Source organism: Modestobacter sp. VKM Ac-2978 (genome assembly GCF_026968025.1).
In the GTDB taxonomy this organism is placed as follows: domain Bacteria; phylum Actinomycetota; class Actinomycetes; order Mycobacteriales; family Geodermatophilaceae; genus Modestobacter.
In genome coordinates, this window is the sequence record NZ_JAPVBP010000003.1 from 512,573 (window position 1) to 538,411 (window position 25,839).

The following is a 25,839-nucleotide window of genomic DNA, read 5'->3' on the forward strand; positions in this document are numbered from 1 at the left end:
TGCACCACACCCGACAAGGAAGAGACCCTGTGACTGACCCCCGCGAGCCCTTCGATACCGACAGCGCCGTCGCGGACACCGACCTGGACGATGCCGCTGCCCAGGACGGCACCGTCGACGTCGAGACCGGTGTCCGCGAGACCGGTGCCGCCGAGGGCTCCCTCGGGACCACGGACCTCACGGCGGACAACCCGATGGGCGACGCCCCCGTCGCCGGCGGCGGCAACTCCCGGGGCGCCGTCGACGACGCCCTGGTCGCCGACCCCCTGGCCGAGCCCGCCCCCGACCACGACCCCGTGGTCGTCGAGGCCCTCGAGACCGCGGCGGCGGAGGACGAGGACCCGGCAGAGGCCCTGCGCTCGACGTTGCGCGGCCAGTTCGGCGACTGGTACGTGATCCACTCCTACGCGGGCTACGAGAACAAGGTGAAGACCAACCTCGAGTCCCGGATCACGTCGCTGGACATGGAGGACTACATCTTCCAGATCGAGGTGCCCACCGAGGAGGTCACCGAGATCAAGAACGGCAAGCGGACCCAGGTCAACCGCAAGAAGCTGCCCGGTTACCTGCTCGTCCGGATGGACCTCAACGACGAGTCCTGGGGTGCGGTCCGCAACACCCCGGGCGTCACCGGCTTCGTCGGGGCCACCTCCAAGCCGTCGCCGCTGAGCATCGACGAGGTCGTCAACCTGCTGGTGCCGGCCACCACCGCCAAGCCGGTCTCCACGGCCGAGGCGGCTCCCAGCGCCGGCCCCGCGCCGGAGGTCGAGTTCGAGGTGGGCGAGTCCGTCACCGTCATGGACGGGCCGTTCGCGACGCTGCCGGCGACCATCAACGAGATCAACCCGGAGCAGCAGAAGCTCCAGGTGCTCGTCTCCATCTTCGGCCGCGAGACGCCGGTCGAGCTGTCGTTCACCCAGGTCACCAAGATCTAGAAGGACCCGGTCGTCTCCCACGCCTCGCACGCTCGGCGCGGGCCCTGCGACCGGGCCGTTCCAGCCAGGCACCACCGTCACGGAGAAGGAAGTCATGCCCCCCAGGAAGCGGTTGACCGCGGTCATCAAGCTCCAGATCAACGCCGGTGCGGCCACCCCCGCGCCGCCCGTGGGCCCCGCCCTCGGTCAGCACGGCGTCAACATCATGGAGTTCTGCAAGGCGTACAACGCCGCGACGGAGGCGCAGCGCGGCAGCGTCATCCCCGTCGAGATCTCGGTCTTCGAGGACCGGTCGTTCACCTTCGTCACCAAGACGCCCCCGGCAGCGCGCATGCTGCTGAAGGCCGCCGGTGTGGACAAGGGCTCGGGTGAGCCGCACAAGACCAAGGTCGCGACGGTCACCCGCGACCAGGTCCGCGAGATCGCGCAGACCAAGATGGCCGACCTGAACGCCAACGACCTCGAGCAGGCCGAGAAGATCATCGCCGGCACCGCCCGGTCGATGGGCATCACCGTCAAGTGACGGCAGCCGCCGGCTGACGGCGGCGCTGCACCACCCGGGTCCACGCGGACCCGGACAGCACTCGTGGGAGGGCCTCGCCAGGCCCGCGCACCACGCGACCCCCGCTCCGGGGGGAAGGAGAACCACCATGGCAAAGCACGGCAAGAACTACCGCAAGGTCGCCGAGCTGGTCGACGCGGACACGCTGTACAGCCCGCTGCAGGCCGCCGGTCTGGCCAAGCAGACCTCGACCACGAAGTACGACGCCACCGTCGAGGTCGCCATCCGGCTCGGGGTCGACCCGCGCAAGGCCGACCAGATGGTCCGCGGCACGGTCAACCTGCCGCACGGCACCGGCAAGACCGCCCGCGTCATCGTCTTCGCGACCGGCGACAAGGCAGCCGAGGCGGAGGCCGCCGGCGCCGACGTCGTGGGCTCCGACGACCTGATCGAGCAGATCCAGGGCGGTTTCCTGGACTTCGACGCCGCGATCGCCACCCCGGATCAGATGGCCAAGGTCGGTCGCATCGCCCGCATCCTCGGCCCCCGTGGCCTGATGCCGAACCCGAAGACGGGCACGGTGACCCCCGACGTCACCAAGGCCGTCAACGACATCAAGGGCGGGAAGATCAACTTCCGCGTCGACAAGCAGGCCAACCTGCACCTGGTGATCGGCAAGACGTCCTTCGACCAGGCCAAGCTGGTGGAGAACTACGCCGCCGCCCTGGACGAGGTCCTGAGGGCCAAGCCCTCGGCGGCCAAGGGCCGGTACCTGCGCAAGGTCACCGTCTCCACCACCATGGGCCCGGGCATCCAGGTCGACCCGAACCGCACCCGCAACCTCACCGTGGACGAGCCCTCCTGATCAGCGCACCTGTCTGATCGACGGACCCCGTCCCCACGAGGGCCCCGCAGCGCACGTCGCTGCGGGGCCCTCGTGCGTCGGGGGGCGCAGGGCCGTGTACTCTTCCTGCTGTTCCCCCCAAGACCGCTGGTCGTCGCACGTCCGCGTGCGATCGAAGGTCCGGAATCGACCGGGCGACCCGCGCAGGTGGACGGTTCGACGAACGTGGCACGGCCTGGGCTCAGCGCCCGGACCGTGAACGTCCCTCGCCCCGTGCGCTCTGCGCCGGGGCGTTCCTCGTCTCCGGGCCCGATCGCCCCGGGCGCACGTCGCCGGTGGTCGCCCGACAGACGAGAGGAGGCCCATGCCCACGCAGGCGAAGGCCGCGGTGATCGAGGAGATCACCGAGCGGTTCCAGAAGTCCAGCGCGGCCGTGCTCACCGAGTACCGCGGGCTGACCGTGGCGCAGCTCACCGAGCTGCGTCGTTCCCTCGGTGCGGGCAGCAGCTACGCCGTCGTCAAGAACACCCTGACGAAGCGGGCGGCGGACTCGGTCGGTCACTCCGACCTGGCCCCGCTGCTCAACGGCCCCACCGCGATCGCCTTCATCGAGGGCGACCCGGTCGAGGCCGCCAAGGCCATCCGTGACTTCGCGCGGGCCAACCCGCTGCTGGTCATCAAGGGCGGCGTGGTCGAAGGCCGCACGGTCGACGCTGCCGAGGTCACCCGCCTCGCCGACGTCGAGTCCCGTGAGGTCCTGCTGGCCAAGCTGGCCGGTGCCATGAAGGGCAACCTCACCAAGGCTGCCGGGCTGTTCCAGGCCCCGCTGTCGCAGGTCGCCCGGCTGGCCGCCGCGCTGCAGGAGAAGAAGCCGGCCGAGGGCGCTGCCGCCTCGGACGACGCAGCTCCCGCCGACTCTGCTGCTGACACCACCCCCGACACGACCGATGCTGCCGCGGACTCCGCGGCCAGCACCGACTGACCCCCTCAAGGAGACACCATGGCCAAGCTTTCCACTGACGAGCTGCTCGACGCCTTCAAGGAGATGACCCTCCTGGAGCTGTCGGACTTCGTGAAGCAGTTCGAGGAGACCTTCGAGGTCACCGCCGCCGCCCCCGTCGCTGTCGCGGCTGCCGGCGGTGGCGGCGGCGCTGCCGCCGCCGAGGCCCCGGTCGAGCAGGACGAGTTCGACGTCGTCCTCGAGGCTGCCGGCGACAAGAAGATCCAGGTCATCAAGGAGGTGCGCGGCCTCACGTCCCTCGGCCTCAAGGAGGCCAAGGACCTGGTCGACAACGCACCGAAGCCGGTCCTGGAGAAGGTCGCCAAGGACGCTGCGGAGAAGGCCAAGGCCGCCCTCGAGGGCGCCGGCGCCACCGTCACCGTCAAGTGACCCCCCACCCGGCCGCCACCTCCGTGGCGGCCGGGTAGCACCACCCCGCACTGACGACAGGGGCCGATCCACTCCGGTGGGTCGGCCCCTGTCGTGCGTCCCGGCCGCTGTCGCCGGGTGGGGTCCACGGGGTCTTCGTTCACCCACAGGTCGCGGCGTGGCGGTCCCACGTGGGCTGTGGCACTGGCATCATCGGCAGGGCACTCATCCCGCTCACCCCCGATCCCGCGGCGCCGGGCTCCTGCTGGAGCCCCGTGTCCCTCGGGCCGGGTGGGCGCCGGCCACCCCTCGCGGGTGGGTCCCGACCGCTCCGGCGGCCCGACGTGGACACCGGCGCTGAGCAGGGGTAGGGTCTCCTGTTGCGCTGCCCTCTGACTGCCAGCCCGTCGAGACGGGTCACGAGGGGTGCCCGGGAACGGCTCCGGGTCACCCCGTGTTGACCGTACCGATGGGGCAGGCATCCGCGGTCAGCCTCGCCGACAACGACGACGACCCAGGACGAACTGCACCCACCGCCCGCACGTCGTGAGGTCCTCGAAAGGACGCATCTTGGCAGGCTCTCGCCCCACCAGCACCACCACCACTGATCCCAGCACCACCGCGGTCGACGTCCAGCCCGGTCCCCGTACCGGCGGCACCGACCAGCAGAAGATCCCCGGCGCGCCGCTCCGCGTCTCGTTCGCCAAGATCCGCGAGCCCCTCGAGGTCCCGGACCTGCTCGCCCTGCAGACCGCCTCGTTCGACTGGCTGGTCGGCGCCCCGGAGTGGAAGGCCACCCTCGCCCCCGAGGACCAGGCCAACGCCGTCGGCGGCCTCGCCGAGATCCTCGAGGAGATCTCGCCGATCGAGGACTTCAGCGGCTCGATGTCGCTGTCCTTCTCCAACCCGCGCTTCGAGGACGTCAAGGCGTCCCTCGAGGAGTGCAAGGACAAGGACATGACCTACGCGGCGCCGCTGTTCGTCACCGCCGAGTTCATGAACAACACCACCGGCGAGATCAAGAGCCAGACGGTGTTCATGGGCGACTTCCCGGTCATGACGAGCAAGGGCACGTTCGTCATCAACGGGACCGAGCGCGTCGTCGTCTCCCAGCTGGTCCGCAGCCCCGGCGTCTACTTCGACAAGAGCCTGGACAAGACGTCGGACAAGGACGTCTACAGCGCCAAGGTCATCCCCAGCCGCGGCGCGTGGCTGGAGTTCGACGTCGACAAGCGCGACACCGTCGGCGTCCGGATCGACCGCAAGCGCCGCCAGCCGGTCAGCGTCCTGCTCAAGGCCCTCGGCTGGACCGAGGACCGGATCCGCGAGCACTTCCAGTGGTCGCCCACCATGCTGGCCACCCTGGAGAAGGACCACCTCGCCGGCCAGGACGAGGCGCTGCTGGACATCTACCGCAAGCTGCGCCCGGGCGAGCCGCCGACGCGTGAGTCGGCGCAGGCGCTGCTGGAGAACCTCTTCTTCAACCCGAAGCGCTACGACCTGGCGAAGGTCGGCCGCTACAAGGTCAACAAGAAGCTCGGTGTCGACGTCCCCAAGGGCACCTCGACGCTGACCGAGGACGACATCGTCGCCACCATCGAGTACGTCGTGCGTCTGCACGCCGGCGAGCCCGACCACGGCGTCGACGACATCGACCACTTCGGCAACCGTCGCCTGCGCACGGTCGGCGAGCTGATCCAGAACCAGATCCGGGTCGGCCTCTCCCGCATGGAGCGCGTGGTCCGCGAGCGGATGACGACCCAGGACGTCGAGGCGATCACGCCGCAGACGCTGATCAACATCCGGCCGGTCGTCGCCTCCATCAAGGAGTTCTTCGGCACCAGCCAGCTCTCGCAGTTCATGGACCAGACCAACCCGCTCGCGGGCCTGACCCACAAGCGCCGCCTGTCGGCGCTGGGCCCGGGTGGTCTGTCCCGTGAGCGTGCGGGCATGGAGGTCCGCGACGTGCACCCGAGCCACTACGGCCGGATGTGCCCGATCGAGACCCCTGAGGGCCCGAACATCGGTCTGATCGGCTCGCTGTCCTCCTTCGGCCGGGTGAACCCCTTCGGCTTCATCGAGACGCCGTACCGCAAGGTCGTCAACGGCACCGTCAGCGACCAGATCGACTACCTGACCGCCGACGAGGAGGACCGCTTCGTCGTCGCCCAGGCCAACTCGCCGCTGGACGCGTCGGGCCGGTTCGCCGAGGACCTGGTCCTCGTCCGCACCAAGGGCGGGGAGACCACCGACCTCGCCCCGGAGAACGTCGACTACATGGACGTCTCGCCGCGGCAGATGACCTCGGTCGCGACGGCGATGATCCCGTTCCTCGAGCACGACGACGCCAACCGCGCCCTGATGGGCGCGAACATGCAGCGTCAGGCGGTCCCGCTGCTGCGCAGCGAGGCCCCGCTGGTCGGCACCGGCATGGAGCTGCGTGCCGCCGTCGACGCCGGTGACGTCGTGGTGGCCGAGAAGGCCGGTGTGGTCGAGGACTCCACCGCCGACTACGTCACCGTGATGGCCGACGACGGGACCCGGCAGACCTACCGGCTGCTGAAGTTCCAGCGCTCGAACCAGGGCACCTCGATCAACCAGAGCCCGGTGGTCGAAGAGGGCCAGCGGGTCGAGGTGGGCCAGGTCGTCGCCGACGGCCCGTGCACCGACGAGGGCGAGATGGCGCTGGGCAAGAACCTGCTCGTCGCCTTCATGCCCTGGGAGGGTCACAACTACGAGGACGCGATCATCCTGTCGCAGCGCCTCGTGCAGGACGACGTCCTGTCCTCGATCCACATCGAGGAGTTCGAGGTCGACGCCCGCGACACCAAGCTCGGTGCCGAGGAGATCACCCGGGACATCCCGAACGTCTCCGAGGAGGTCCTCGCGGACCTCGACGAGCGCGGGATCATCCGGATCGGTGCCGAGGTCGTCCCCGGCGACATCCTCGTCGGCAAGGTCACGCCCAAGGGCGAGACGGAGCTGACCCCCGAGGAGCGGCTGCTGCGGGCGATCTTCGGTGAGAAGGCCCGCGAGGTGCGCGACACCAGCCTCAAGGTCAAGCACGGTGAGTCCGGCAAGGTCATCGGCGTCCGGGTCTTCTCCCGCGAGGACGGCGACGAGCTGCCCGCCGGCGTGAACGAGCTCATCCGGGTCTACGTGGCCCAGATGCGCAAGATCAGCGACGGCGACAAGCTGGCCGGCCGCCACGGGAACAAGGGCGTCATCTCCAAGATCCTCCCGCAGGAGGACATGCCGTTCCTCGAGGACGGCACGCCGGTCGACATCGTGCTCAACCCGCTGGGCGTGCCCGGCCGGATGAACGTCGGCCAGGTGCTGGAGACCCACCTCGGGTGGATCGCCAAGACCGGCTGGGAGGTCGAGGGCACCCCGGAGTGGGCGGCCAAGCTGCCGGGCGCTGCGCGCCAGGCCGCCCCGGGCACCCGCACCGCGACGCCGGTCTTCGACGGTGCCAAGGAGGAGGAGATCATCGGCCTGCTGGGCTCGACGGTCCCGAACCGCGACGGCAACCGGATGGTCAAGGAGACCGGCAAGGCGCGGCTGTTCGACGGCCGCTCCGGGGAGCCCTTCCCCGAGCCGATCTCGGTGGGCTACGTCTACATCCTGAAGCTGCTGCACCTCGTCGACGACAAGATCCACGCCCGTTCGACCGGGCCGTACTCGATGATCACGCAGCAGCCGCTCGGTGGTAAGGCGCAGTTCGGTGGTCAGCGCTTCGGTGAGATGGAGTGCTGGGCGATGCAGGCCTACGGCGCGGCCTACGCGCTGCAGGAGCTCCTCACCATCAAGTCCGACGACATCCTCGGCCGCGTCAAGGTGTACGAGGCGATCGTCAAGGGCGAGAACATCCCGGAGCCCGGCATCCCGGAGTCCTTCAAGGTGTTGCTCAAGGAGCTCCAGTCGCTCTGCCTGAACGTGGAGGTCCTCTCCAGCGACGGCAACGCGATCGAGCTGCGTGACACCGACGACGAGGTCTTCCGGGCCGCGGAGGAGCTGGGCATCGACCTCAGCCGTCGCGAGCCGTCGTCCGTCGAAGACGTCTGATCGGCCGCCGGCCGGCCCTGACCGAGTCAGGGCCGGCCGGCCCCACACCCTCATCGATTAGAAGCGAAGAACTAGCCCCGGAAAGGGGTACATCGAGTGCTCGACGTCAACTTCTTCGACGAACTGCGCATCGGTCTGGCCAGCGGTGACGACATCCGCCAGTGGTCACACGGCGAGGTGAAGAAGCCCGAGACCATCAACTACCGCACTCTCCGTCCGGAGAAGGACGGTCTGTTCTGCGAGAAGATCTTCGGTCCCACCCGGGACTGGGAGTGCTACTGCGGGAAGTACAAGCGGGTCCGCTTCAAGGGCATCATCTGCGAGCGCTGCGGCGTCGAGGTCACTCGCGCCAAGGTGCGTCGTGAGCGGATGGGCCACATCGAGCTGGCCGCGCCGGTCACCCACATCTGGTTCTTCAAGGGCGTCCCCTCGCGCCTGGGCTACCTGCTCGACCTGGCGCCCAAGGACCTCGAGAAGATCATCTACTTCGCTGCGTACATGATCACCACCGTCGACGACGAGGCGCGTCACCGCGACCTGCCGACCGTCGAGGCCGAGATCAGCGCGGAGAAGTCCAACCTCGAGGGTCGCCGCGACGCCGACGTGGAGGCGCGCCAGCAGAAGCTGGAGGCCGACCTCGCCGAGCTGGAGGCCGAGGGCGCCAAGTCCGACGTGCGCCGCAAGGTGCGCGAGGGCGGCGAGCGCGAGATGCGCCAGCTGCGCGACCGGGCCCAGCGGGAGATCGACCGCCTCGACGAGGTGATGGACACCTTCCGCAAGCTCGAGGTCAAGCAGCTCATCGCCGACGAGGGCCTCTACCGCGAGCTGCGCGACCGCTTCGGTGAGTACTTCGAGGGCGGCATGGGCGCCGCGGCGCTGCAGAAGCTGCTCGCCGGCTTCGACCTCGACGCCGAGGCCGTCTCGCTGCGCGAGACCATCCGCAGCGGCAAGGGCCAGCGCAAGCTGCGGGCGCTCAAGCGGCTGAAGGTCGTCGCCGCGTTCCAGCAGACCCAGAACTCGCCCATGGGCATGGTCCTGGACTGCGTGCCGGTGATCCCGCCGGACCTGCGCCCGATGGTGCAGCTGGACGGTGGCCGCTTCGCGACCAGCGACATGAACGACCTGTACCGACGGGTGATCAACCGGAACAACCGGCTCAAGCGACTGCTCGACCTGGGCGCGCCGGAGATCATCGTCAACAACGAGAAGCGGATGCTCCAGGAGTCCGTGGACGCGCTGTTCGACAACGGTCGTCGTGGCCGTCCCGTCACCGGCCCGGGCAACCGTCCGCTGAAGTCCCTGAGCGACCTGCTCAAGGGCAAGCAGGGCCGGTTCCGGCAGAACCTGCTGGGCAAGCGCGTCGACTACTCCGGCCGTTCGGTCATCGTCGTCGGCCCCCAGCTCAAGCTGCACCAGTGCGGTCTGCCCAAGCAGATGGCGCTGGAGCTGTTCAAGCCCTTCGTGATGAAGCGGCTGGTCGACCTCAACCACGCGCAGAACATCAAGTCCGCCAAGCGGATGGTGGAGCGCGCGCGGCCGGTCGTGTGGGACGTCCTGGAAGAGGTCATCACCGAGCACCCGGTGCTGCTGAACCGGGCGCCGACGCTGCACCGTCTGGGCATCCAGGCCTTCGAGCCCCAGCTGGTCGAGGGCAAGGCCATCCAGATCCATCCGCTCGTCTGCACCGCGTTCAACGCGGACTTCGACGGTGACCAGATGGCGGTGCACCTGCCGCTGTCGGCCGAGGCGCAGGCCGAGGCCCGCATCCTCATGCTCTCCAGCAACAACATCCTGAGCCCGGCCGATGGTCGTCCGATCACCGCGCCGACCCAGGACATGGTGCTGGGCCTCTACCACCTGACCTCTCTCTCCGGGTCGGTCGAGGTGCCCGAGGGCGAGCGGCCCAGGTCGTACTCGACGACGGCCGAGGCGGTCATGGCCTTCGACAAGGGCGTGCTCGGGCTGCAGGAGCGGGTCCTCATCCGCCTCGACGAGGTCTTCGGCGTCGACAGCGGCCCGAACGACCCGTGGGAGGCTCCCGAGGGCTGGGAGCCCGGTCAGCCGGCCATCGTCTCCACCAGCCTGGGCCGGGTCCTCTTCAACGAGGCCCTGCCGGAGGACTACCGGTTCGTCAACTACCAGGTGCCGAAGAAGGCGCTGGGCGCGATCGTCAACGACCTCGCCGAGCGCTACCCGAAGGTGCAGGTGGCGGCGACGCTGGACGCCCTCAAGTCGGCCGGTTTCCGCTGGGCGACCCGCTCGGGCGTGACGATCGCGATCGACGACGTCGTCACCCCGCCGGTGAAGGCCGCGATCCTGGAGCGGCACGAGGACGAGGCCCGCAAGATCGAGCGTCAGTACGAGCGCGGCGTCATCACCGACGCCGAGCGTCGTTCGGAGCTCATCGAGATCTGGACGCGGGCCCGCGCCGAGGTCAGCCAGGCGATGGTCGACAACTTCCCGACCACCAACCCGGTCTGGGTCATGGTCAACTCCGGCGCTCGCGGCAACATGATGCAGATCAGCCAGATCGCCGGCATGCGTGGCCTGGTGGCCAACCCGAAGGGCGAGATCATCCCGCGGCCGATCAAGGCCAACTTCCGGGAGGGTCTGTCCGTGCTGGAGTACTTCATCTCCACGCACGGTGCCCGCAAGGGCCTGGCCGACACCGCGCTGCGCACCGCCGACTCCGGGTACCTCACCCGCCGGCTGGTGGACGTCTCGCAGGACGTCATCATCCGCGAGGAGGACTGCGGCACCGAGCGCGGCGTCCTCATGCCGATCGGCACCGTGGTGGACGGCGCGGTCATCCGCGACGCCCACGTGGAGACCAGCGTCTACGCCCGTGCACTGGCCGCTGACGTGGTCGCTGCCGACGGCACCCAGATCGCCCCGGCCGGGGCCGACCTGGGCGACGTGCTGATCGCTCAGCTGGTCGACGCCGGGGTCTCCGAGGTCAAGGTGCGCTGCGTGCTCACCTGCGAGTCGCTGCTGGGCACCTGCGCCACCTGCTACGGCCGGTCGCTGGCCTCCGGCAAGCTCGTGGACGTCGGCGAGGCGGTCGGGATCATCGCCGCCCAGTCGATCGGCGAGCCCGGCACGCAGCTGACGATGCGCACCTTCCACACCGGTGGTGTGGCGGGCGCGGACATCACGCACGGTCTGCCGCGTGTGGTCGAGCTCTTCGAGGCCCGTGTCCCCAAGGGCAAGGCCCCGATCGCCGAGCTGGCCGGCAACGTCCGGATCGAGGACGGCGACCAGTTCCGCAAGCTCACCATCACCCCGGACGACGGGTCCGAAGAGGTCGTCTACGACAAGCTGTCGCGTCGCTCGCGGCTGCGGGTCGAGGACGGCGGGCACGTCGAGGTCGGCGAGCAGCTGACCGAGGGTGCGGTCGACCCGCACGAGGTGCTGCGGATCATGGGCCCGCGTGAGGTGCAGCTGCACCTGGTGCGCGAGGTCCAGGAGGTCTACCGCAGCCAGGGTGTGTCGATCCACGACAAGCACATCGAGGTGATCATCCGCCAGATGCTGAAGCGGGTGACCATCATCGACTCGGGCGCGACGGAGTTCCTGCCCGGTGCGCTGGTCGAGCGGACCCTGTTCGAGACGGAGAACCGTCGGGTGGTCGCCGAGGGCGGCGAGCCCGCCTCGGCCCGTCCGGTGCTGATGGGGATCACCAAGGCGTCGCTGGCGACGGAGTCGTGGCTGTCGGCCGCCTCCTTCCAGGAGACGACCAAGGTGCTCACCGACGCCGCCATCCAGGGGAAGAGCGACAGCCTGCTCGGGCTCAAGGAGAACGTGATCATCGGGAAGCTGATCCCGGCCGGTACCGGCATCAGCCGCTACCGGAACATCACGGTCGAGCCCACCGAGGAGGCGCGTGCCGCCGTCTACACCATGGCCGGGTACGACGACGGGCAGTACTACAGCCCGGACGTCTTCGGTCAGGGCACGGGCGAGGCCGTCCGGCTCGAGGAGTACGACTGGCGCTGATGCGCTGAGTGAGTGACAGAAGGGCCCCGGGAGCGCGAGCTCCCGGGGCCCTTCTGTGTCTCGCCGGGCGTCACGTGACGCAAGGGGCCGGGTCACCCCGGCCCCGCCGGCGTCAGCCCGCCAGGCGGCGCATCGTCTCGACGGTGCGAAGCCGGCCCTCGCGGCTGTCGTCGAGGGGCTGCAGGTTGATCGTGGTCACCCCGGCCGCGGCGAACGCGGCGATCCGCTCGGCCACGTAGGACTCCGGCCCGATCAGCGAGGTCGCGCGCACGAGGTCCTCCGGGACGGCGGCGGCCGCCTCGTCCTTGCGCCCGGCCAGGTACAGCTCCTGGATCGCCTCCGCCTCGGCCTCGTAGCCGTACCGGCGGGCCAGGTCGTTGTAGAAGTTCTTGCCCTTGGCGCCCATGCCGCCGACGTACAACGCGATCCCCGGCCGCACTGCCTCCACCAGGTGGTCGACGTCCTCGCCGATCGCCACCGGGACGCCGACGACGACGTCGAGCTCACCGAGCGACGGGTCCCGCTTGGCCTTGCCCGCCTCGAGCGAGGCGCCCCAGACGTCGGCAGCACGCTCGGGGTGGAAGAAGATCGGCTCCCACTTCTCCGCGATCTCGGCGGCGAGCTCCACGTTCTTCGGCCCGAGCGCGGCGAGCAGCACCGGGATCTGCGGCCGCACCGGGGTGTTGATGAGCTTCAGCGGCTTGCCGAGGCCGGTGCCCTGGTCGGCCGGGAGCGGCACCTGGTACTTCTTGCCGTCGTGCTCCAGCCGCTCGCGGCGCCACACCTGGCGGCAGATCTCGATGATCTCGCGGGTCCGCTGCAGGGGGGCGTCATAGGGCAGCCCGTGCCAGCCCTCGATGACCTGCGGCCCGGAGGCGCCCAGTCCGAGGGTGAACCTGCCGCCGGAGACGAAGTCCAGACCGGCCGCGGTCATCGCGATCAGCGCCGGTGTGCGGCTGTAGATGGGCAGGATGCCGCTCATCAACTCGACCCGGTCGGTCACGGCTGCCAGGTAGCCCAGCTGGCTGACCGCGTCGAAGGTGTACACCTCCGCGCACATCGCGACGTCGAGCCCGGCGGACTCCAGGTCACGGATCTCGTCCGCGGTCTGCTTGAAGTCACCGGCGTAGCTGGCCTGGATCCCGATGCGCACGCGCCCTCCTCGGCGTCCGTGGCACCCTCGTCGGTGCCACTGCCGCCGACGGTAACGGCCCGGCGGGGGAGTGGGCCCCCGGGGCGCTCAGAGGGCGCGGACGGTGCCGATCACGTGCGTGACGACCCGTACGCCGTCGACGTCGGCCGGCACGCGGGCGCCGGCGCCCGCCTCGGTCAGGTCGACCCGGACGACGTAGTCGGCGGCCTGCCGCGCCAGCCCGACCGCGGCGACGCCGGGGTCGGCGGCGAAGCGGGAGGCCAGCGCGTCCTTGGCTGCGCGGGCTGAGGCGCGGTCGGTCATGCCCCCATGGTGCCCTCCGGCGCCGGATCAGGACAGGGCAAGGCCGGCCGAGGCCCTCCTTCCGGGGTCGCTCAGCCCGCGAACCACTCCACGTCGAGCTCGCGCAGCACCGTGGCCAGGGAGTTGGCGAAGGTGACGCCGCCACCGGCGCTGCCGCCCGTGGTCGACCCGGCGAACAGCAGACCCAGCGGCGCGCGGTCGCGGCTGCGCCAGATCACCGACCCGCTGTCGCCCCCGGCGCTGAACCCCCCGCTGACGCCCTCGATCTCCACCTGGTCGTCGAAGGTGTGCACGGCATCGTCGAACTGCACCCCAACGCCGTCGACCTCGACCGCGGTGATCCGCCCGTGGGTGTGGCCCGTCGTGCGCCCCACCTTCTCCACCAGCTCGTCGGGGTCGGTGTCGTCCGCGGCGGCGACCACGGCGGAGAGCGGGCCGCCGGGGTAGCCGGCGGGGTTCGCCGTCATGTCGGGGTCCAGGGCGGCGACCGCGGCGTCGACCAGGTTCCCCGGCTCGAGGCGGAACCGGATGAAGGCAGCCAGACTGCCGATCCGGTCGGTGTCGAGACCCCCGTCCGCGACACCCGGCTGGAACACCGGGTCGCCCGCCCTGCCCGCGTCGCTGTTGGCCAGCACGTGGTTGTTGCTGAGCACGAGCAGCTCCTCCGTGCCGCGGCGCCGGACAAATCCCCCGAGGGTGCCGGCGGTGACGTCGCGATGGCCGACGGACGCCCCGGGCCGCAACGGACGCCCCCGACGCCGGAGCTCATCGGGGGTGGGCGAGGTCAGCAGTCGGACCGGCCCGATGACCCGGACGTCCACCTCCTCCCGGGCGCCGGCGTCCAGCCCGCCCAGCACGAGGTCGGCGTCGGTCTGCTCGATCAGCCGGATCGCCAGGTGCACCTGACCTCTGGCGACCGGGGTCAGCCCCAGGGCCACTCCGCTCCACCGGGAGGGACCGTCGACGGAACTGGCCGCGACGCTGGACGGCGGTACCTCGCTCAGCCGCTTGGACAGCCGGGCCTTGAGTTCGCGGGCGTTGTCGGGGAGCACGGCGTACCTCCGAGCGGCAGGCGCACCACCAACGAGGTGCGGGACGTGAGCGGGTCGCCACCGACCGTAGGGCGGGAGTCCGACAGAAGCGACGTGACGACGGACGACGACGCGCGCCGGGACCCCTGCCCGCCGCCGTCCGGTTCCGGTACGTTCCCCGCACGACCCCTCGGGCAGCTGCGCGCAGCGCCCGGGAACATGCCCGAGGCAACGGCAGTTGGTCCAGGACGGACCGGCTGAACCGGTGCGCAGCCCACATGTCGACCCGGCTTTGACCGGTCCGGCAGGGCCGGGTACTGTGGTCAGCTGTGCCCAGGATGACTGGGCCTGCTCCCGTAAGCGGTTCACCTGGGCGTCCATCGGTCTTCGGATCGACCGGATGTCAGGGGCCACTCCCGTCACCGACGGGGTCCACTGCAAGGTGGTGTGGCCGGCGCCGGATCGCGAGGGGCGACGAGTCCGGTTCGATCAACTGGCCGGTTCTCGCGAAGGGCGACACGCCCGAGCGCGGGGGTCGGAGGGTGGGTCGCGGGCAGACTCGAGAGGGCCGGGCCACCGGGCACACCACACGCAGTGCACCACATCCACAGCACGACCCAGCGCAGGCAGGAGATCCAGGCCACCCATGCCCACGATCCAGCAGCTGGTCCGCAAGGGCCGCGAGGACAAGGTCGAGAAGACCAAGACCCCGGCGTTGAAGGGATCCCCTCAGCGCCGCGGCGTGTGCACGCGCGTCTACACGACGACGCCGAAGAAGCCGAACTCGGCGCTGCGCAAGGTCGCTCGCGTGCGCCTCACCAGCGGTGTCGAGGTGACCGCCTACATCCCGGGCGTCGGTCACAACCTGCAGGAGCACTCGATGGTGCTCGTGCGCGGCGGCCGGGTGAAGGACCTCCCCGGCGTCCGTTACAAGATCATCCGTGGCTCGCTGGACACCCAGGGTGTCCGCGGCCGCAAGCAGGCTCGCAGCCGGTACGGCGCGAAGAAGGAGAAGAGCTAATGCCGCGCAAGGGCCCCGCGCCGAAGCGTCCGCTCATCGCCGACCCGGTGTACCAGTCGCCGCTGGTCACCCAGCTGGTGAACAAGGTGCTCGTCGACGGCAAGCGCTCTGTCGCCGAGGCGATCGTCTACGGCGCCCTCGAGGGCGTCCGGGCGAAGAACGACACCGACCCGGTCGTCACGCTCAAGCGCGCGCTGGACAACGTGAAGCCGGCTCTCGAGGTGCGCAGCCGCCGCGTCGGTGGTGCGACCTACCAGGTGCCGATCGAGGTCCGCCCCTCCCGCAGCACGACCCTCGGCCTGCGCTGGCTCATCCAGTACAGCCGGGCGCGTCGCGAGAAGACGATGACCGAGCGCCTCATGAACGAGCTGCTGGACGCCAGCAACGGCCTCGGTGCCGCGGTCAAGCGCCGCGAGGACACGCACAAGATGGCCGAGTCGAACAAGGCCTTCGCGCACTACCGCTGGTGACGCCAGTCCATCAGCAGCCGCTGCCCGCGGTGGAACCGGGCGACCCCCGGACACCGCGCACGGACGAGAAGGAAGAGGAGTAAGGGAATGGCCCAGAACGAGGCCCAACTCGCCAAGACCCGCAACATCGGGATCATGGCGCACATCGACGCCGGCAAGACGACGACGACCGAGCGGATCCTCTTCTACACCGGTATCAACTACAAGATCGGTGAAGTCCACGACGGCGCGGCCACGATGGACTGGATGGAGCAGGAGCAGGAGCGCGGCATCACCATCACGTCCGCCGCGACGAAGTGCTCCTGGAACGACCACGACATCAACATCATCGACACCCCGGGTCACGTCGACTTCACCGTCGAGGTGGAGCGGTCCCTGCGGGTGCTCGACGGTGCGGTCGCCGTCTACGACGGGGTCGCCGGCGTGGAGCCGCAGACCGAGCAGGTCTGGCGTCAGGCCGAGAAGTACAGCGTCCCGCGCATGTGCTTCGTCAACAAGCTCGACCGCACCGGCGCCGACTTCTTCCGTTGCGTCGACATGATGGTGGAGCGGCTCAACGCCAACGCGCTGGTGCTGCAGCTGCCGATCGGTGCCGAGGCCGACTTCATCGGCGTCGTCGACCTGGTCCAGATGAAGGCCCTGACCTGGCGCGGTGAGACCAAGATGGGCGAGGACTACGCCATCGAGGACATCCCCGCCGAGCTGGCCGACCAGGCCGCGGAGTACCGCGAGAAGCTCCTCGAGAACATCGCGGACTTCGACGACTCGCTCATGGAGGACTACCTCGCCGGCGAGGAGATCGCCGCCGACCGGCTCAAGGCGGCCATCCGCAAGGCCACGATCGCCGGCCAGGTGAACCCGGTCCTGACCGGCACGGCCTTCAAGAACAAGGGCGTGCAGCCCCTGCTCGACGCGGTCGTCGACTACCTGCCCAGCCCGCTGGACGTCGAGGCGATCGTCGGCACCGCGCTCGACGGTGAGACCGAGGTCCTGCGGCACGCCGACGAGAACGAGCCCTTCTCCGCGCTGGCCTTCAAGATCCAGACGGACCAGCACCTCGGCAAGCTCACCTACATCCGGGTCTACTCCGGCAAGCTCGACGCGGGTTCCCCGGTGCTCAACAGCACCAAGGACCGCAAGGAGCGGGTCGGCAAGATCTACCAGATGCACGCCAACAAGCGCGAAGAGCGTCAGGGCGTGGGCGCCGGTGAGATCGTCGCCGTCAACGGCATGAAGCAGACCACGACGGGTGACACGCTCTGCGACCCGCAGAAGCCGGTCATCCTCGAGTCGATGACCTTCCCGGCGCCGGTCATCTCGGTCGCCATCGAGCCGAAGACGAAGAGCGACCAGGAGAAGCTGGGCACGGCCATCCAGAAGCTGGCCGAGGAGGACCCGACGTTCCAGGTCCGCCTCGACGAGGAGACCGGTCAGACGGTCATCTCCGGCATGGGTGAGCTGCACCTGGAGATCCTGGTCGACCGCATGCGGCGTGAGTTCAACGTCGAGGCCAACGTCGGCAAGCCGCAGGTGGCCTACCGCGAGACGATCCGCAAGACCGTCGAGCGCTACGACTACACGCACAAGAAGCAGACGGGCGGCTCCGGCCAGTTCGCGAAGGTGCAGATCGCCCTCGAGCCGCTGGAGATGAGCGGCGACTCGGCGACCTACGAGTTCGAGAACAAGGTCACGGGTGGCCGCATCCCGCGGGAGTACATCCCGTCGGTCGACGCCGGCATGCAGGACGCCATGCAGTACGGCATCCTCGCCGGCTACCCCATGGTCGGCGTCAAGGCGTCGCTCCTGGACGGCCAGTACCACGAGGTCGACTCCTCGGAGATGGCCTTCAAGATCGCCGGATCGATCGCCTTCAAGGAGGCCGCCCGCAAGGCCAGCCCGGCCCTGCTGGAGCCGATGATGGCGGTCGAGGTCGTCACCCCGGAAGAGAACATGGGCGACGTCATCGGCGACCTGAACTCCCGCCGCGGGACCATCCAGGCGATGGAGGAGCGTTCCGGCGCTCGCGTCGTCCGGGCCCTGGTGCCGCTGTCGGAGATGTTCGGCTACGTGGGCGACCTGCGCAGCCGCACCCAGGGGCGGGCGAGCTACACCATGGTGTTCGACACCTACGCCGAGGTCCCGGCCAACGTCGCCAAGGAGATCATCGCCAAGGCGACCGGCGAGTAACCGGACGGCGGTCCACCCGCCGGCCACCGCGAGCGTGAGCTCGCACCCCAGACACGCGAACGACTGCGAAGAATCGACGAGAGGAACCCAGTGGCCAAGGCCAAGTTCGAGCGGACCAAGCCGCACGTCAACATCGGCACCATCGGGCACATCGACCACGGCAAGACGACGCTGACCGCGGCGATCACCAAGGTGCTGCACGACAAGTTCCCGAACCTCAACGAGGCGTCCGCGTTCGACATGATCGACAAGGCGCCCGAGGAGAAGGCTCGCGGCATCACGATCTCGATCGCCCACGTCGAGTACCAGACCGAGAACCGGCACTACGCGCACGTCGACTGCCCCGGGCACGCCGACTACATCAAGAACATGATCACCGGTGCGGCCCAGATGGACGGCGCGATCCTGGTGGTCGCCGCCACCGACGGCCCGATGCCGCAGACCAAGGAGCACGTGCTCCTGGCCCGCCAGGTCGGTGTCCCCTACATCGTGGTGGCGCTGAACAAGGCCGACATGGTCGACGACGAGGAGATCCTCGAGCTCGTCGAGCTGGAGGTCCGTGAGCTGCTGTCCGAGTACGAGTTCCCGGGCGACGACGTCCCCGTGGTCCGCGTCTCGGCGCTGAAGGCCCTCGAGGGCGACGCCGAGTGGGGCGACAAGCTCATGGAGCTCATGAACGCCGTCGACACGGCGATCCCGGAGCCCGAGCGTGAGATCGACAAGCCGTTCCTCATGCCCGTCGAGGACGTCTTCACGATCACCGGTCGCGGCACGGTCGTCACCGGTCGCGTCGAGCGCGGCATCGTCAAGGTCTCCGAGGAGATCGAGATCGTCGGCATCCGCCCGAACTCGACCAAGACGACCGTCACCGGTGTCGAGATGTTCCGCAAGCTGCTCGACCAGGGCCAGGCCGGTGACAACGTCGGTCTGCTGCTGCGTGGCATCAAGCGCGAGGACGTCGAGCGCGGCCAGGTCGTCGTGAAGCCGGGCTCGATCACCCCGCACACGAACTTCGAGGGCTCGGTCTACATCCTCTCGAAGGACGAGGGTGGCCGGCACACGCCGTTCTTCAACAACTACCGTCCGCAGTTCTACTTCCGGACCACGGACGTCACCGGCGTCGTCACGCTGCCTGCGGGCACCGAGATGGTCATGCCCGGCGACAACACCGAGATGTCGGTCGAGCTGATCCAGCCGATCGCCATGGAGGAGGGCCTGCGCTTCGCCATCCGCGAGGGTGGCCGCACCGTCGGCGCCGGCCGGGTCGTCAAGATCAACCAGTGACACCCTGACGGGCGGCGGCCGGAACGGCCGCCGCCCGTCAGCCGGGTCGGGACACCGACCCAGGGTCAGCAGACCCACTTGTACTTTCACAACCGATCGGCAGGAGCGAAGACAACCGATGGCGGGACAGAAGATCCGCATCCGGCTGAAGGCCTACGACCACGAGGCCATCGATGCCTCGGCTCGGCGCATCGTGGACACGGTGACGAAGACCGGAGCGCGCGTCGTCGGCCCGGTGCCGCTGCCGACGGAGAAGAACGTGTACTGCGTCATCCGCTCGCCGCACAAGTACAAGGACTCGCGCGAGCACTTCGAGATGCGTACGCACAAGCGGCTCATCGACATCCTCGACCCGACGCCGAAGACGGTCGACGCGCTGATGCGCATCGACCTGCCGGCCTCGGTCGACGTCAACATCCAGTAAGGGCTGTCCCAGACATGGCGAGCACATTCCGTGGTCTCCTCGGCGAGAAGCTGGGGATGACCCAGGTCTTCGACGAGAACAACCGCATCGTGCCGGTGACCGTCATCAAGGCGGGCCCGTGCGTGGTCACCCAGGTGCGCACCCCCGAGAAGGACGGCTACTCCGCTGTCCAGCTCGGTTTCGGCGCGATCGACCCCCGCAAGGTGAACAAGCCTGAGGGCGGGCACTTCGCCAAGGCGGGCATCACCCCGCGCCGGCACCTGGTCGAGCTGCGCACCGAGGACGCTGCCGACTACTCGGTCGGTCAGGAGCTGACCGCTGAGGTCTTCTCCGACGTGGCCAAGGTCGACGTCATCGGCACCAGCAAGGGCAAGGGCACCGCCGGCGTCATGAAGCGTCACGGCTTCAAGGGCCTCGGCGCCGGCCACGGCACCCACCGCAAGCACCGCGCCCCCGGCTCGATCGGCGGGGCCTCGACCCCGGGTCGCGTCTTCAAGGGCGTCCGCATGGCCGGGCGCATGGGCGCGGTCACCACGACCACGCTCTCGCTGAAGGTCCACCAGGTGGACACCGAGAAGGGCCTGGTCCTGATCAAGGGCGCCGTCCCCGGCCCCCGCGGCGGGCTCCTGCTCGTCCGGTCCGCGGTCAAGGGCGGCCCCGTGGGGAGTGACGCGAAGTGACCGCACCGACTTCTGCAGAGTCGACCGCGACCCGGACCGACCGTCAGGTCGACGTCCGGACGCCGGCGGGGGAGACCTCGGGCAGCGTGACGCTGCCCGGCGAGCTGTTCGACGCCCCGGCCAACGTCTCGCTGCTGCACCAGGTCGTCGTGGCCCAGCTGGCCGCGGCCCGCCAGGGCACGCACTCGACCAAGACCCGCGCCCAGGTCAGCGGCACCGGCGCCAAGCCGTACCGCCAGAAGGGCACCGGCCGGGCCCGTCAGGGTTCGCTGCGTTCGCCGCAGTTCACCGGCGGTGGCATCTCGCACGGTCCGCAGCCGCGGAACTACGAGCAGAAGACGCCCAAGAAGATGAAGGCCGCCGCCCTCCGTGGTGCCCTCTCCGACCGGGCTCGTGACGGCCGCGTGCACGTCGTCTCCGCGTTCGTCGACGGCGACGCGCCCTCGACCAAGGCCGCGCTCAAGGTCCTGGACGCGATCAGCACCGCCAAGCGCGTGCTGGTCGTCCTCGACCGCGACGACGTCCTCAACTGGGTCAGCCTGCGCAACGTGCCGCGGGTGCACCTGATCGAGGCCGGTCAGCTGAACACCTACGACGTGCTGGTGTCCGACGAGGTCGTCTTCACCGAGACCGCGCTGACCGAGTACGTCACCGGCCCGGCCCGGGGCGGGAAGGGCGCGGCCTCCTCGGCCGAGCTCCCCGACCTGGAGACCCACGAGATCGACGGCGACGTGCCCTCGATCGCGCCGGCCACCACGACCGAGACGTCCGAGGAGAAGGCATGAGCGTCCGCGACCCCCGGGACGTGCTGCTGTCCCCGGTCATCTCCGAGAAGAGCTACGGGCTGCTGGACGAGAACAAGTACACGTTCATCGTCCGTCCCGACGCCAACAAGACCCAGATCAAGATCGCTGTGCAGCAGGTCTTCAACGTGAAGGTCCTCGCCGTCAACACGATCAACCGCCAGGGGAAGAGGAAGCGCTCCAAGGGCGCTGTGATGGGGAAGCGCAAGGACACCAAGCGCGCCATCGTCTCCGTTGCCCCCGGTGACCGCATCGAGCTCTTCGGTGGACCCGGCGCCTGAGCGCCGGTGACCACCGATCGGACCAGAGAGAACAGACAGGGACTCTGAGGAACCATGGCCATCCGTAAGTACAAGCCGACGACGCCGGGCCGCCGCGGCTCGTCCGTCGCCGACTTCGCCGAGGTCACCCGCGACCATCCCGAGAAGTCGCTGGTCCGACCGCTGCACGGTCGTGGCGGGCGCAACGTCCACGGTCGTGTGACTGCTCGTCACCAGGGCGGTGGGCACAAGCGCGCCTACCGCCTCATCGACTTCCGCCGGGCCGACAAGGACGGTGTGCCGGCCAAGGTCGCGCACATCGAGTACGACCCGAACCGCACCTCGCGCATCGCGCTGCTGCACTTCGCCGACGGGGAGAAGCGCTACATCATCGCCCCGGCGAAGCTGAAGCAGGGCGACACGGTCGAGTGCGGCCCCGCGGCCGACATCAAGCCCGGCAACAACCTGCCGCTGCGCAACATCCCGGTCGGCACGGTCATCCACGCCATCGAGCTGCGGCCCGGTGGCGGGGCGAAGATCGCCCGCTCGGCCGGTACCAGCGTCCAGCTGGTCGCCCGTGAGGGTCGTTTCGCCCAGCTGCGGATGCCCTCGGGCGAGATCCGCAACGTCGACGTCCGGTGCCGCGCCACGATCGGCGAGGTCGGCAACGCCGAGCAGTCGAACATCAACTGGGGCAAGGCCGGCCGGATGCGGTGGAAGGGCAAGCGCCCGACCGTCCGCGGTGTCGCGATGAACCCGGTCGACCACCCGCACGGTGGTGGTGAGGGCAAGACCTCCGGTGGCCGGCACCCGGTCAACCCGAAGGGCAAGCCGGAGGGCCGCACGCGCAAGCGCAAGGCCAGTGATGCCCTGATCGTGCGCCGCCGGCGCACCAACAAGAAGCGCTGAGCGGGTAGAGGAGTCCGACAGACATGCCACGCAGCCTCAAGAAGGGCCCGTTCGTCGACGACCACCTGCTCGCCAAGGTGGACGCTCAGAACGACAAGGGCACCAAGAACGTCATCCGCACCTGGTCGCGGCGTTCGACGATCATCCCCGACATGCTCGGGCACACGATCGCCGTGCACGACGGCCGCAAGCACGTCCCGGTGTTCGTCACCGAGGCGATGGTCGGGCACAAGCTCGGCGAGTTCGCGCCCACGCGCACCTTCCGTGGGCACGTCAAGGACGACCGCCGGTCGCGGCGCGGCTGAGCGACGACCAGGTAGAGAAGAGACCCAGATGACTTCCCAGTTGGGACAGGAGACGCCGGTCGCCCGGGCCACGGCCCGGTTCGTCAGCGTCACCCCCATGAAGGCCCGCCGGGTGGTGGACATGATCCGCTACCTGCCGACCGACGAGGCACTGGCGCTGCTGCGCTTCACCCCGCAGACCGCCAGCGAGCCGGTGGCCAAGGTCGTCGCCAGCGCGGTCGCCAACGCCGAGCACAACCTGCAGTTGGACCCCGCTGCGCTCGTCGTCAGCGCCGCGTTCGTCGACGAGGGCCCCACGCTCAAGCGGATCCGTCCGCGGGCGCAGGGCCGGGCGTTCCGCATCAACAAGCGGACCAGCCACATCACCGTCGAGGTGACCGAGGTGAGCTCGAGCGCTGAGCTGGCCCTCCGGTCGCGCAAGGCACGTCGGGAGACCGGGCAGTCCGGCCCGGCCACCCAGCAGCAGAAGAGCAACACGAGGGGAGGGACCCGCTAGTGGGTCAGAAGGTCAACCCGCACGGGTTCCGGCTCGGCATCACCACCGACTACAAGTCCCGGTGGTACGCGGACAAGCTGTACGCCGACTACGTCAAGGAAGACGTGGCCATCCGGAAGCTCATGGGCAAGGGCATGGAGCGTGCCGGGATCTCGAAGGTGGAGATCGAGCGCACCCGTGACCGGGTCCGAGTGGACATCCACACCGCCCGGCCGGGCATCGTCATCGGTCGCCGTGGTGCGGAGGCCGACCGCATCCGCGGTGAGCTGGAGAAGCTCACCGGCAAGCAGGTGCAGCTGAACATCCTCGAGGTGAAGAACCCCGAGTCCGACGCGCAGCTGGTCGCCCAGGGTGTCGCCGAGCAGCTCTCCAGCCGGGTCAGCTTCCGTCGTGCCATGCGCAAGGCGATGCAGTCCGCGCAGCGCAGCCCGCAGGTCAAGGGCATCCGGGTGCAGTGCTCGGGTCGCCTCGGCGGCACCGAGATGAGCCGCTCGGAGTTCTACCGCGAGGGCCGTGTGCCGCTGCACACCCTCCGGGCGAACATCGACTACGGCATCTACGAGGCCCGTACGACCTTCGGCCGCATCGGTGTGAAGGTCTGGATCTACAAGGGCGACGCCAGCGGTTCGCGCGCTGAGCGGGAGGCCCTCGAGGCCCTCGCGCAGCGTCAGCAGCGCCGTGAGCGCGCCCAGCGTCCCCAGCGGCGTTCCGGCTCGTCCGGCACCACCGCCGGGGGCACCGAGGCAGGCCGCGCTGCGGCTGACGCCCCGGTCTCCACCGAGCAGCCGGCCGAGGCTCCCGCGGACGCCACCAGCGCCGTCGCCGTGGCCTCGGGTGAGGCTGCTCCCGCGCAGAGCATCGGCGAGGCCGCCGGTGCCGAGGGCACCGCGGCCGCGAAGGCCGCCGGCGCCGAGAACACGGAGGGCTGACCAGTGCTCATCCCACGTCGGGTCAAGCACCGCAAGCAGCACCACCCCGACCGCACCGGGCGGGCCAAGGGCGGCACCGCGATCAACTTCGGTGACTTCGCGATCCAGGCTCTCGAGCCCGCGTACGTGACCAACCGGCAGATCGAGTCCGCTCGTATCGCCATGACGCGTCACATCAAGCGTGGCGGCAAGGTGTGGATCTCGATCTACCCCGACCGCCCGCTGACGAAGAAGCCGGCCGAGACCCGCATGGGTTCCGGTAAGGGCTCGCCCGAGTGGTGGGTGGCGAACGTCAAGCCCGGTCGGATCATGTTCGAGCTGTCGGGTGTCGCCGAGCCGGTGGCCCGCGAGGCCATGCGCCGCGCGATCCACAAGCTCCCCATGAAGTGCCGCTTCATCACTCGCGAAGGAGAGGTGTGATGGCCGCCGGCCTCACTGCGCCTGAGCTGCGCGAGCTGTCCGCCGACGAGCTGGCCACCCGGCTGCGCGAGTCGCGCGAAGAGCTCTTCAACCTGCGGTTCCAGGTGGCCACCGGCCAGCTGGACAACAACCGGCGACTGCAGACCGTCCGCCGCGACATCGCCCGGATCTACACGATCATGCGCGAGCGCGAGCTGGGTCTCTCGGTCGCCCCGAACGAGGGTGTCGCATGAGCGAGGTCACCAACACCGCCGAGACCTCGACCGGGCCCGGCCTGGCCGGGCGTGGCTACCGCAAGGTCCGTGAGGGCCTGGTCGTCAGCGACAAGATGGACAAGACCATCGTCGTCGAGGTCGAGGACCGCGTGAAGCACGGGCTGTACGGCAAGGTCCTGCGCCGTACCAGCAAGCTGAAGGCGCACGACGAGCAGAACACCGCCGGCATCGGCGACCGGGTGCAGATCATGGAGACGCGCCCCACCTCCGCCACCAAGCGGTGGCGTCTGGTGACGGTCGTGGAGAAGGCCAAGTAGGAAGTCGACAACCGACCTCTCGGGGTCGGTGAGCAGGGAGTACCCTGGACGACTGGCGCGCTCTTCGGAGCCCGCCACATCCCGGTACCCGTGCACGGACGCACCGGCGGCGCTCGCCGCCGGTGCGTCCGCACGTGGGTGCCGGACAGCCGGTTCACCGATCCGGTCCGGCTGTCGCCACTCAGATTCAGGAGCAGGAAGTGATCCAGCAGGAGTCGCGGCTCAGGGTCGCCGACAACACCGGGGCCAAGGAGATCTTGTGCATCCGTGTGCTCGGCGGGTCGGGGCGCCGCTACGCGGGCATCGGTGACGTCATCGTCGCCACCGTCAAGGACGCACTGCCGGGCGCAGGCGTCAAGAAGGGCGATGTGGTCAAGGCCGTCATCGTCCGCACGGTCAAGGAGCGTCGTCGTCCGGACGGTTCCTACATCCGCTTCGACGAGAACGCCGCGGTGATCATCCGCGACAGCGGCGACCCGCGCGGCACGCGCATCTTCGGCCCCGTCGGCCGTGAGCTGCGCGACAAGCGCTTCATGCGGATCATCTCGCTCGCTCCGGAGGTGTTGTGACCATGGCTCAGCCGACGAGCGGGAAGACCCCGTCGATGAAGGTCAAGAAGGGCGACTCGGTCGTCGTCCTGGCCGGCAAGGACAAGGGTGCCAAGGGCCGCGTCATCGCGGCCTTCCCCCGGACCCAGAAGGTCCTGGTGGAGGGCATCGGCCGGGTGAAGAAGCACACCCGGATTAGCACCACCCAGCGCGGTGCCCAGCAGGGCGGGATCGTCACGCAGGAGGCCGCCATCCACGTGAGCAACGTGATGGTGATCGACTCCGAGGACAAGCCGACCCGGGTCGGTTACCGCAAGGACGAGGAAGGCCGCAACATCCGGGTCTCGCGGCGCACCGGTAAGGACCTCTGATC

Annotated in this window: 27 protein-coding genes; 24 read left to right on the top strand and 3 right to left on the bottom strand. The window is 69.4% G+C overall.

Features of this window, described 5'->3' with window-relative positions; translation table 11 throughout:
* The first annotated feature begins 29 nt into the window (after positions 1-29).
* The 7 genes from nusG (at position 30) to O2W53_RS10190 (ending at position 11,711) form a co-directional block, all read left to right on the top strand.
* Positions 30-935 (top strand): transcription termination/antitermination protein NusG, encoded by a 906-nt coding sequence (gene nusG, locus O2W53_RS23900; RefSeq protein WP_269162922.1) that lies wholly within the window; start codon positions 30-32, stop codon positions 933-935.
* 94 nt (positions 936-1,029) lie between these two features.
* On the top strand, positions 1,030-1,458 hold the full coding sequence (gene rplK, locus O2W53_RS10165) for a 50S ribosomal protein L11 (RefSeq protein ID WP_269162923.1): 429 nt from the start codon (positions 1,030-1,032) through the stop codon (positions 1,456-1,458).
* Between the two features lie 127 nt (positions 1,459-1,585).
* Positions 1,586-2,302 carry a 50S ribosomal protein L1 gene (gene rplA, locus O2W53_RS10170; protein WP_269162924.1) on the top strand — a complete coding sequence of 239 codons (717 nt, stop codon included), beginning with the start codon at positions 1,586-1,588 and terminating at the stop codon, positions 2,300-2,302.
* A 343-nt stretch (positions 2,303-2,645) separates the two neighbouring features.
* Positions 2,646-3,263, top strand: coding sequence for a 50S ribosomal protein L10 (gene rplJ / locus O2W53_RS10175; protein ID WP_269162925.1), 618 nt, complete (start codon positions 2,646-2,648; stop codon positions 3,261-3,263).
* Between the two features lie 18 nt (positions 3,264-3,281).
* The gene (gene rplL, locus O2W53_RS10180) at positions 3,282-3,671 is read left to right on the top strand and encodes a 50S ribosomal protein L7/L12 (RefSeq protein ID WP_269162926.1); all 390 of its coding nucleotides are present in this window, start codon (positions 3,282-3,284) and stop codon (positions 3,669-3,671) included.
* 549 nt (positions 3,672-4,220) lie between these two features.
* Positions 4,221-7,715, top strand: coding sequence for a DNA-directed RNA polymerase subunit beta (gene rpoB / locus O2W53_RS10185; protein ID WP_269162927.1), 3,495 nt, complete (start codon positions 4,221-4,223; stop codon positions 7,713-7,715).
* A 96-nt stretch (positions 7,716-7,811) separates the two neighbouring features.
* Complete coding sequence (locus tag O2W53_RS10190; protein WP_269162928.1) at positions 7,812-11,711, top strand: DNA-directed RNA polymerase subunit beta'; 3,900 nt, start codon at positions 7,812-7,814, stop codon at positions 11,709-11,711.
* A 112-nt stretch (positions 11,712-11,823) separates the two neighbouring features.
* Here the strand turns inward: O2W53_RS10190 and O2W53_RS10195 are convergent, their stop codons facing one another.
* From O2W53_RS10195 to O2W53_RS10205, 3 genes are all read right to left on the bottom strand, one after another.
* Entirely contained in the window at positions 11,824-12,864 is a 1,041-nt protein-coding gene (locus O2W53_RS10195; protein WP_269162929.1) for an LLM class F420-dependent oxidoreductase, read from the bottom strand.
* An 87-nt stretch (positions 12,865-12,951) separates the two neighbouring features.
* Positions 12,952-13,167 (bottom strand): hypothetical protein, encoded by a 216-nt coding sequence (locus O2W53_RS10200; RefSeq protein WP_269162930.1) that lies wholly within the window; start codon positions 13,165-13,167, stop codon positions 12,952-12,954.
* Between the two features lie 71 nt (positions 13,168-13,238).
* On the bottom strand, positions 13,239-14,219 hold the full coding sequence (locus O2W53_RS10205; protein ID WP_269162931.1) for a hypothetical protein: 981 nt from the start codon (positions 14,217-14,219) through the stop codon (positions 13,239-13,241).
* A 625-nt stretch (positions 14,220-14,844) separates the two neighbouring features.
* Here O2W53_RS10205 and rpsL point away from each other — a divergent pair.
* The 17 genes from rpsL to rplX all read left to right on the top strand — a co-directional run bounded on the left by rpsL (position 14,845) and on the right by rplX (position 25,837).
* Positions 14,845-15,219, top strand: coding sequence for a 30S ribosomal protein S12 (gene rpsL / locus O2W53_RS10210; protein ID WP_036334266.1), 375 nt, complete (start codon positions 14,845-14,847; stop codon positions 15,217-15,219).
* Entirely contained in the window at positions 15,219-15,689 is a 471-nt protein-coding gene (rpsG, locus tag O2W53_RS10215; protein WP_036334267.1) for a 30S ribosomal protein S7, read from the top strand. The genes rpsL and rpsG overlap by 1 nt, the downstream gene beginning before the upstream one ends.
* 87 nt (positions 15,690-15,776) lie before the next feature.
* On the top strand, positions 15,777-17,876 hold the full coding sequence (gene fusA / locus O2W53_RS10220) for an elongation factor G (protein ID WP_269162932.1): 2,100 nt from the start codon (positions 15,777-15,779) through the stop codon (positions 17,874-17,876).
* A 90-nt stretch (positions 17,877-17,966) separates the two neighbouring features.
* Complete coding sequence (tuf, locus tag O2W53_RS10225) at positions 17,967-19,160, top strand: elongation factor Tu (protein WP_036334269.1); 1,194 nt, start codon at positions 17,967-17,969, stop codon at positions 19,158-19,160.
* 118 nt (positions 19,161-19,278) lie between these two features.
* Entirely contained in the window at positions 19,279-19,584 is a 306-nt protein-coding gene (rpsJ, locus tag O2W53_RS10230; protein ID WP_014742859.1) for a 30S ribosomal protein S10, read from the top strand.
* Between the two features lie 14 nt (positions 19,585-19,598).
* The gene (gene rplC / locus O2W53_RS10235) at positions 19,599-20,264 is read left to right on the top strand and encodes a 50S ribosomal protein L3 (RefSeq protein ID WP_269162933.1); all 666 of its coding nucleotides are present in this window, start codon (positions 19,599-19,601) and stop codon (positions 20,262-20,264) included.
* Positions 20,261-21,049: a 50S ribosomal protein L4 gene (rplD, locus tag O2W53_RS10240; RefSeq protein WP_269162934.1), complete on the top strand. Its 789-nt coding sequence runs from the start codon at positions 20,261-20,263 to the stop codon at positions 21,047-21,049. The genes rplC and rplD overlap by 4 nt, the downstream gene beginning before the upstream one ends.
* Positions 21,046-21,348 carry a 50S ribosomal protein L23 gene (rplW, locus tag O2W53_RS10245; RefSeq protein ID WP_014742856.1) on the top strand — a complete coding sequence of 101 codons (303 nt, stop codon included), beginning with the start codon at positions 21,046-21,048 and terminating at the stop codon, positions 21,346-21,348. Before rplD ends, rplW begins: the two co-directional genes overlap by 4 nt.
* A gap of 54 nt (positions 21,349-21,402) precedes the next feature.
* Positions 21,403-22,236, top strand: coding sequence for a 50S ribosomal protein L2 (gene rplB, locus O2W53_RS10250; RefSeq protein ID WP_036334274.1), 834 nt, complete (start codon positions 21,403-21,405; stop codon positions 22,234-22,236).
* A 23-nt stretch (positions 22,237-22,259) separates the two neighbouring features.
* Positions 22,260-22,541, top strand: coding sequence for a 30S ribosomal protein S19 (gene rpsS / locus O2W53_RS10255; RefSeq protein ID WP_153359827.1), 282 nt, complete (start codon positions 22,260-22,262; stop codon positions 22,539-22,541).
* A 28-nt stretch (positions 22,542-22,569) separates the two neighbouring features.
* Complete coding sequence (rplV, locus tag O2W53_RS10260; RefSeq protein WP_164699905.1) at positions 22,570-23,037, top strand: 50S ribosomal protein L22; 468 nt, start codon at positions 22,570-22,572, stop codon at positions 23,035-23,037.
* Positions 23,037-23,966: a 30S ribosomal protein S3 gene (gene rpsC, locus O2W53_RS10265; protein ID WP_269162935.1), complete on the top strand. Its 930-nt coding sequence runs from the start codon at positions 23,037-23,039 to the stop codon at positions 23,964-23,966. Before rplV ends, rpsC begins: the two co-directional genes overlap by 1 nt.
* Positions 23,967-23,969: 3 nt before the next feature.
* On the top strand, positions 23,970-24,386 hold the full coding sequence (gene rplP, locus O2W53_RS10270) for a 50S ribosomal protein L16 (protein ID WP_014742851.1): 417 nt from the start codon (positions 23,970-23,972) through the stop codon (positions 24,384-24,386).
* On the top strand, positions 24,386-24,619 hold the full coding sequence (rpmC, locus tag O2W53_RS10275; protein ID WP_014742850.1) for a 50S ribosomal protein L29: 234 nt from the start codon (positions 24,386-24,388) through the stop codon (positions 24,617-24,619). The genes rplP and rpmC overlap by 1 nt, the downstream gene beginning before the upstream one ends.
* Positions 24,616-24,918: a 30S ribosomal protein S17 gene (gene rpsQ / locus O2W53_RS10280; protein ID WP_269162936.1), complete on the top strand. Its 303-nt coding sequence runs from the start codon at positions 24,616-24,618 to the stop codon at positions 24,916-24,918. The genes rpmC and rpsQ overlap by 4 nt, the downstream gene beginning before the upstream one ends.
* A gap of 200 nt (positions 24,919-25,118) precedes the next feature.
* On the top strand, positions 25,119-25,487 hold the full coding sequence (rplN, locus tag O2W53_RS10285; RefSeq protein ID WP_026844850.1) for a 50S ribosomal protein L14: 369 nt from the start codon (positions 25,119-25,121) through the stop codon (positions 25,485-25,487).
* A gap of 2 nt (positions 25,488-25,489) precedes the next feature.
* Positions 25,490-25,837, top strand: coding sequence for a 50S ribosomal protein L24 (gene rplX, locus O2W53_RS10290; RefSeq protein WP_442928849.1), 348 nt, complete (start codon positions 25,490-25,492; stop codon positions 25,835-25,837).
* Positions 25,838-25,839 lie beyond the last annotated feature (2 nt).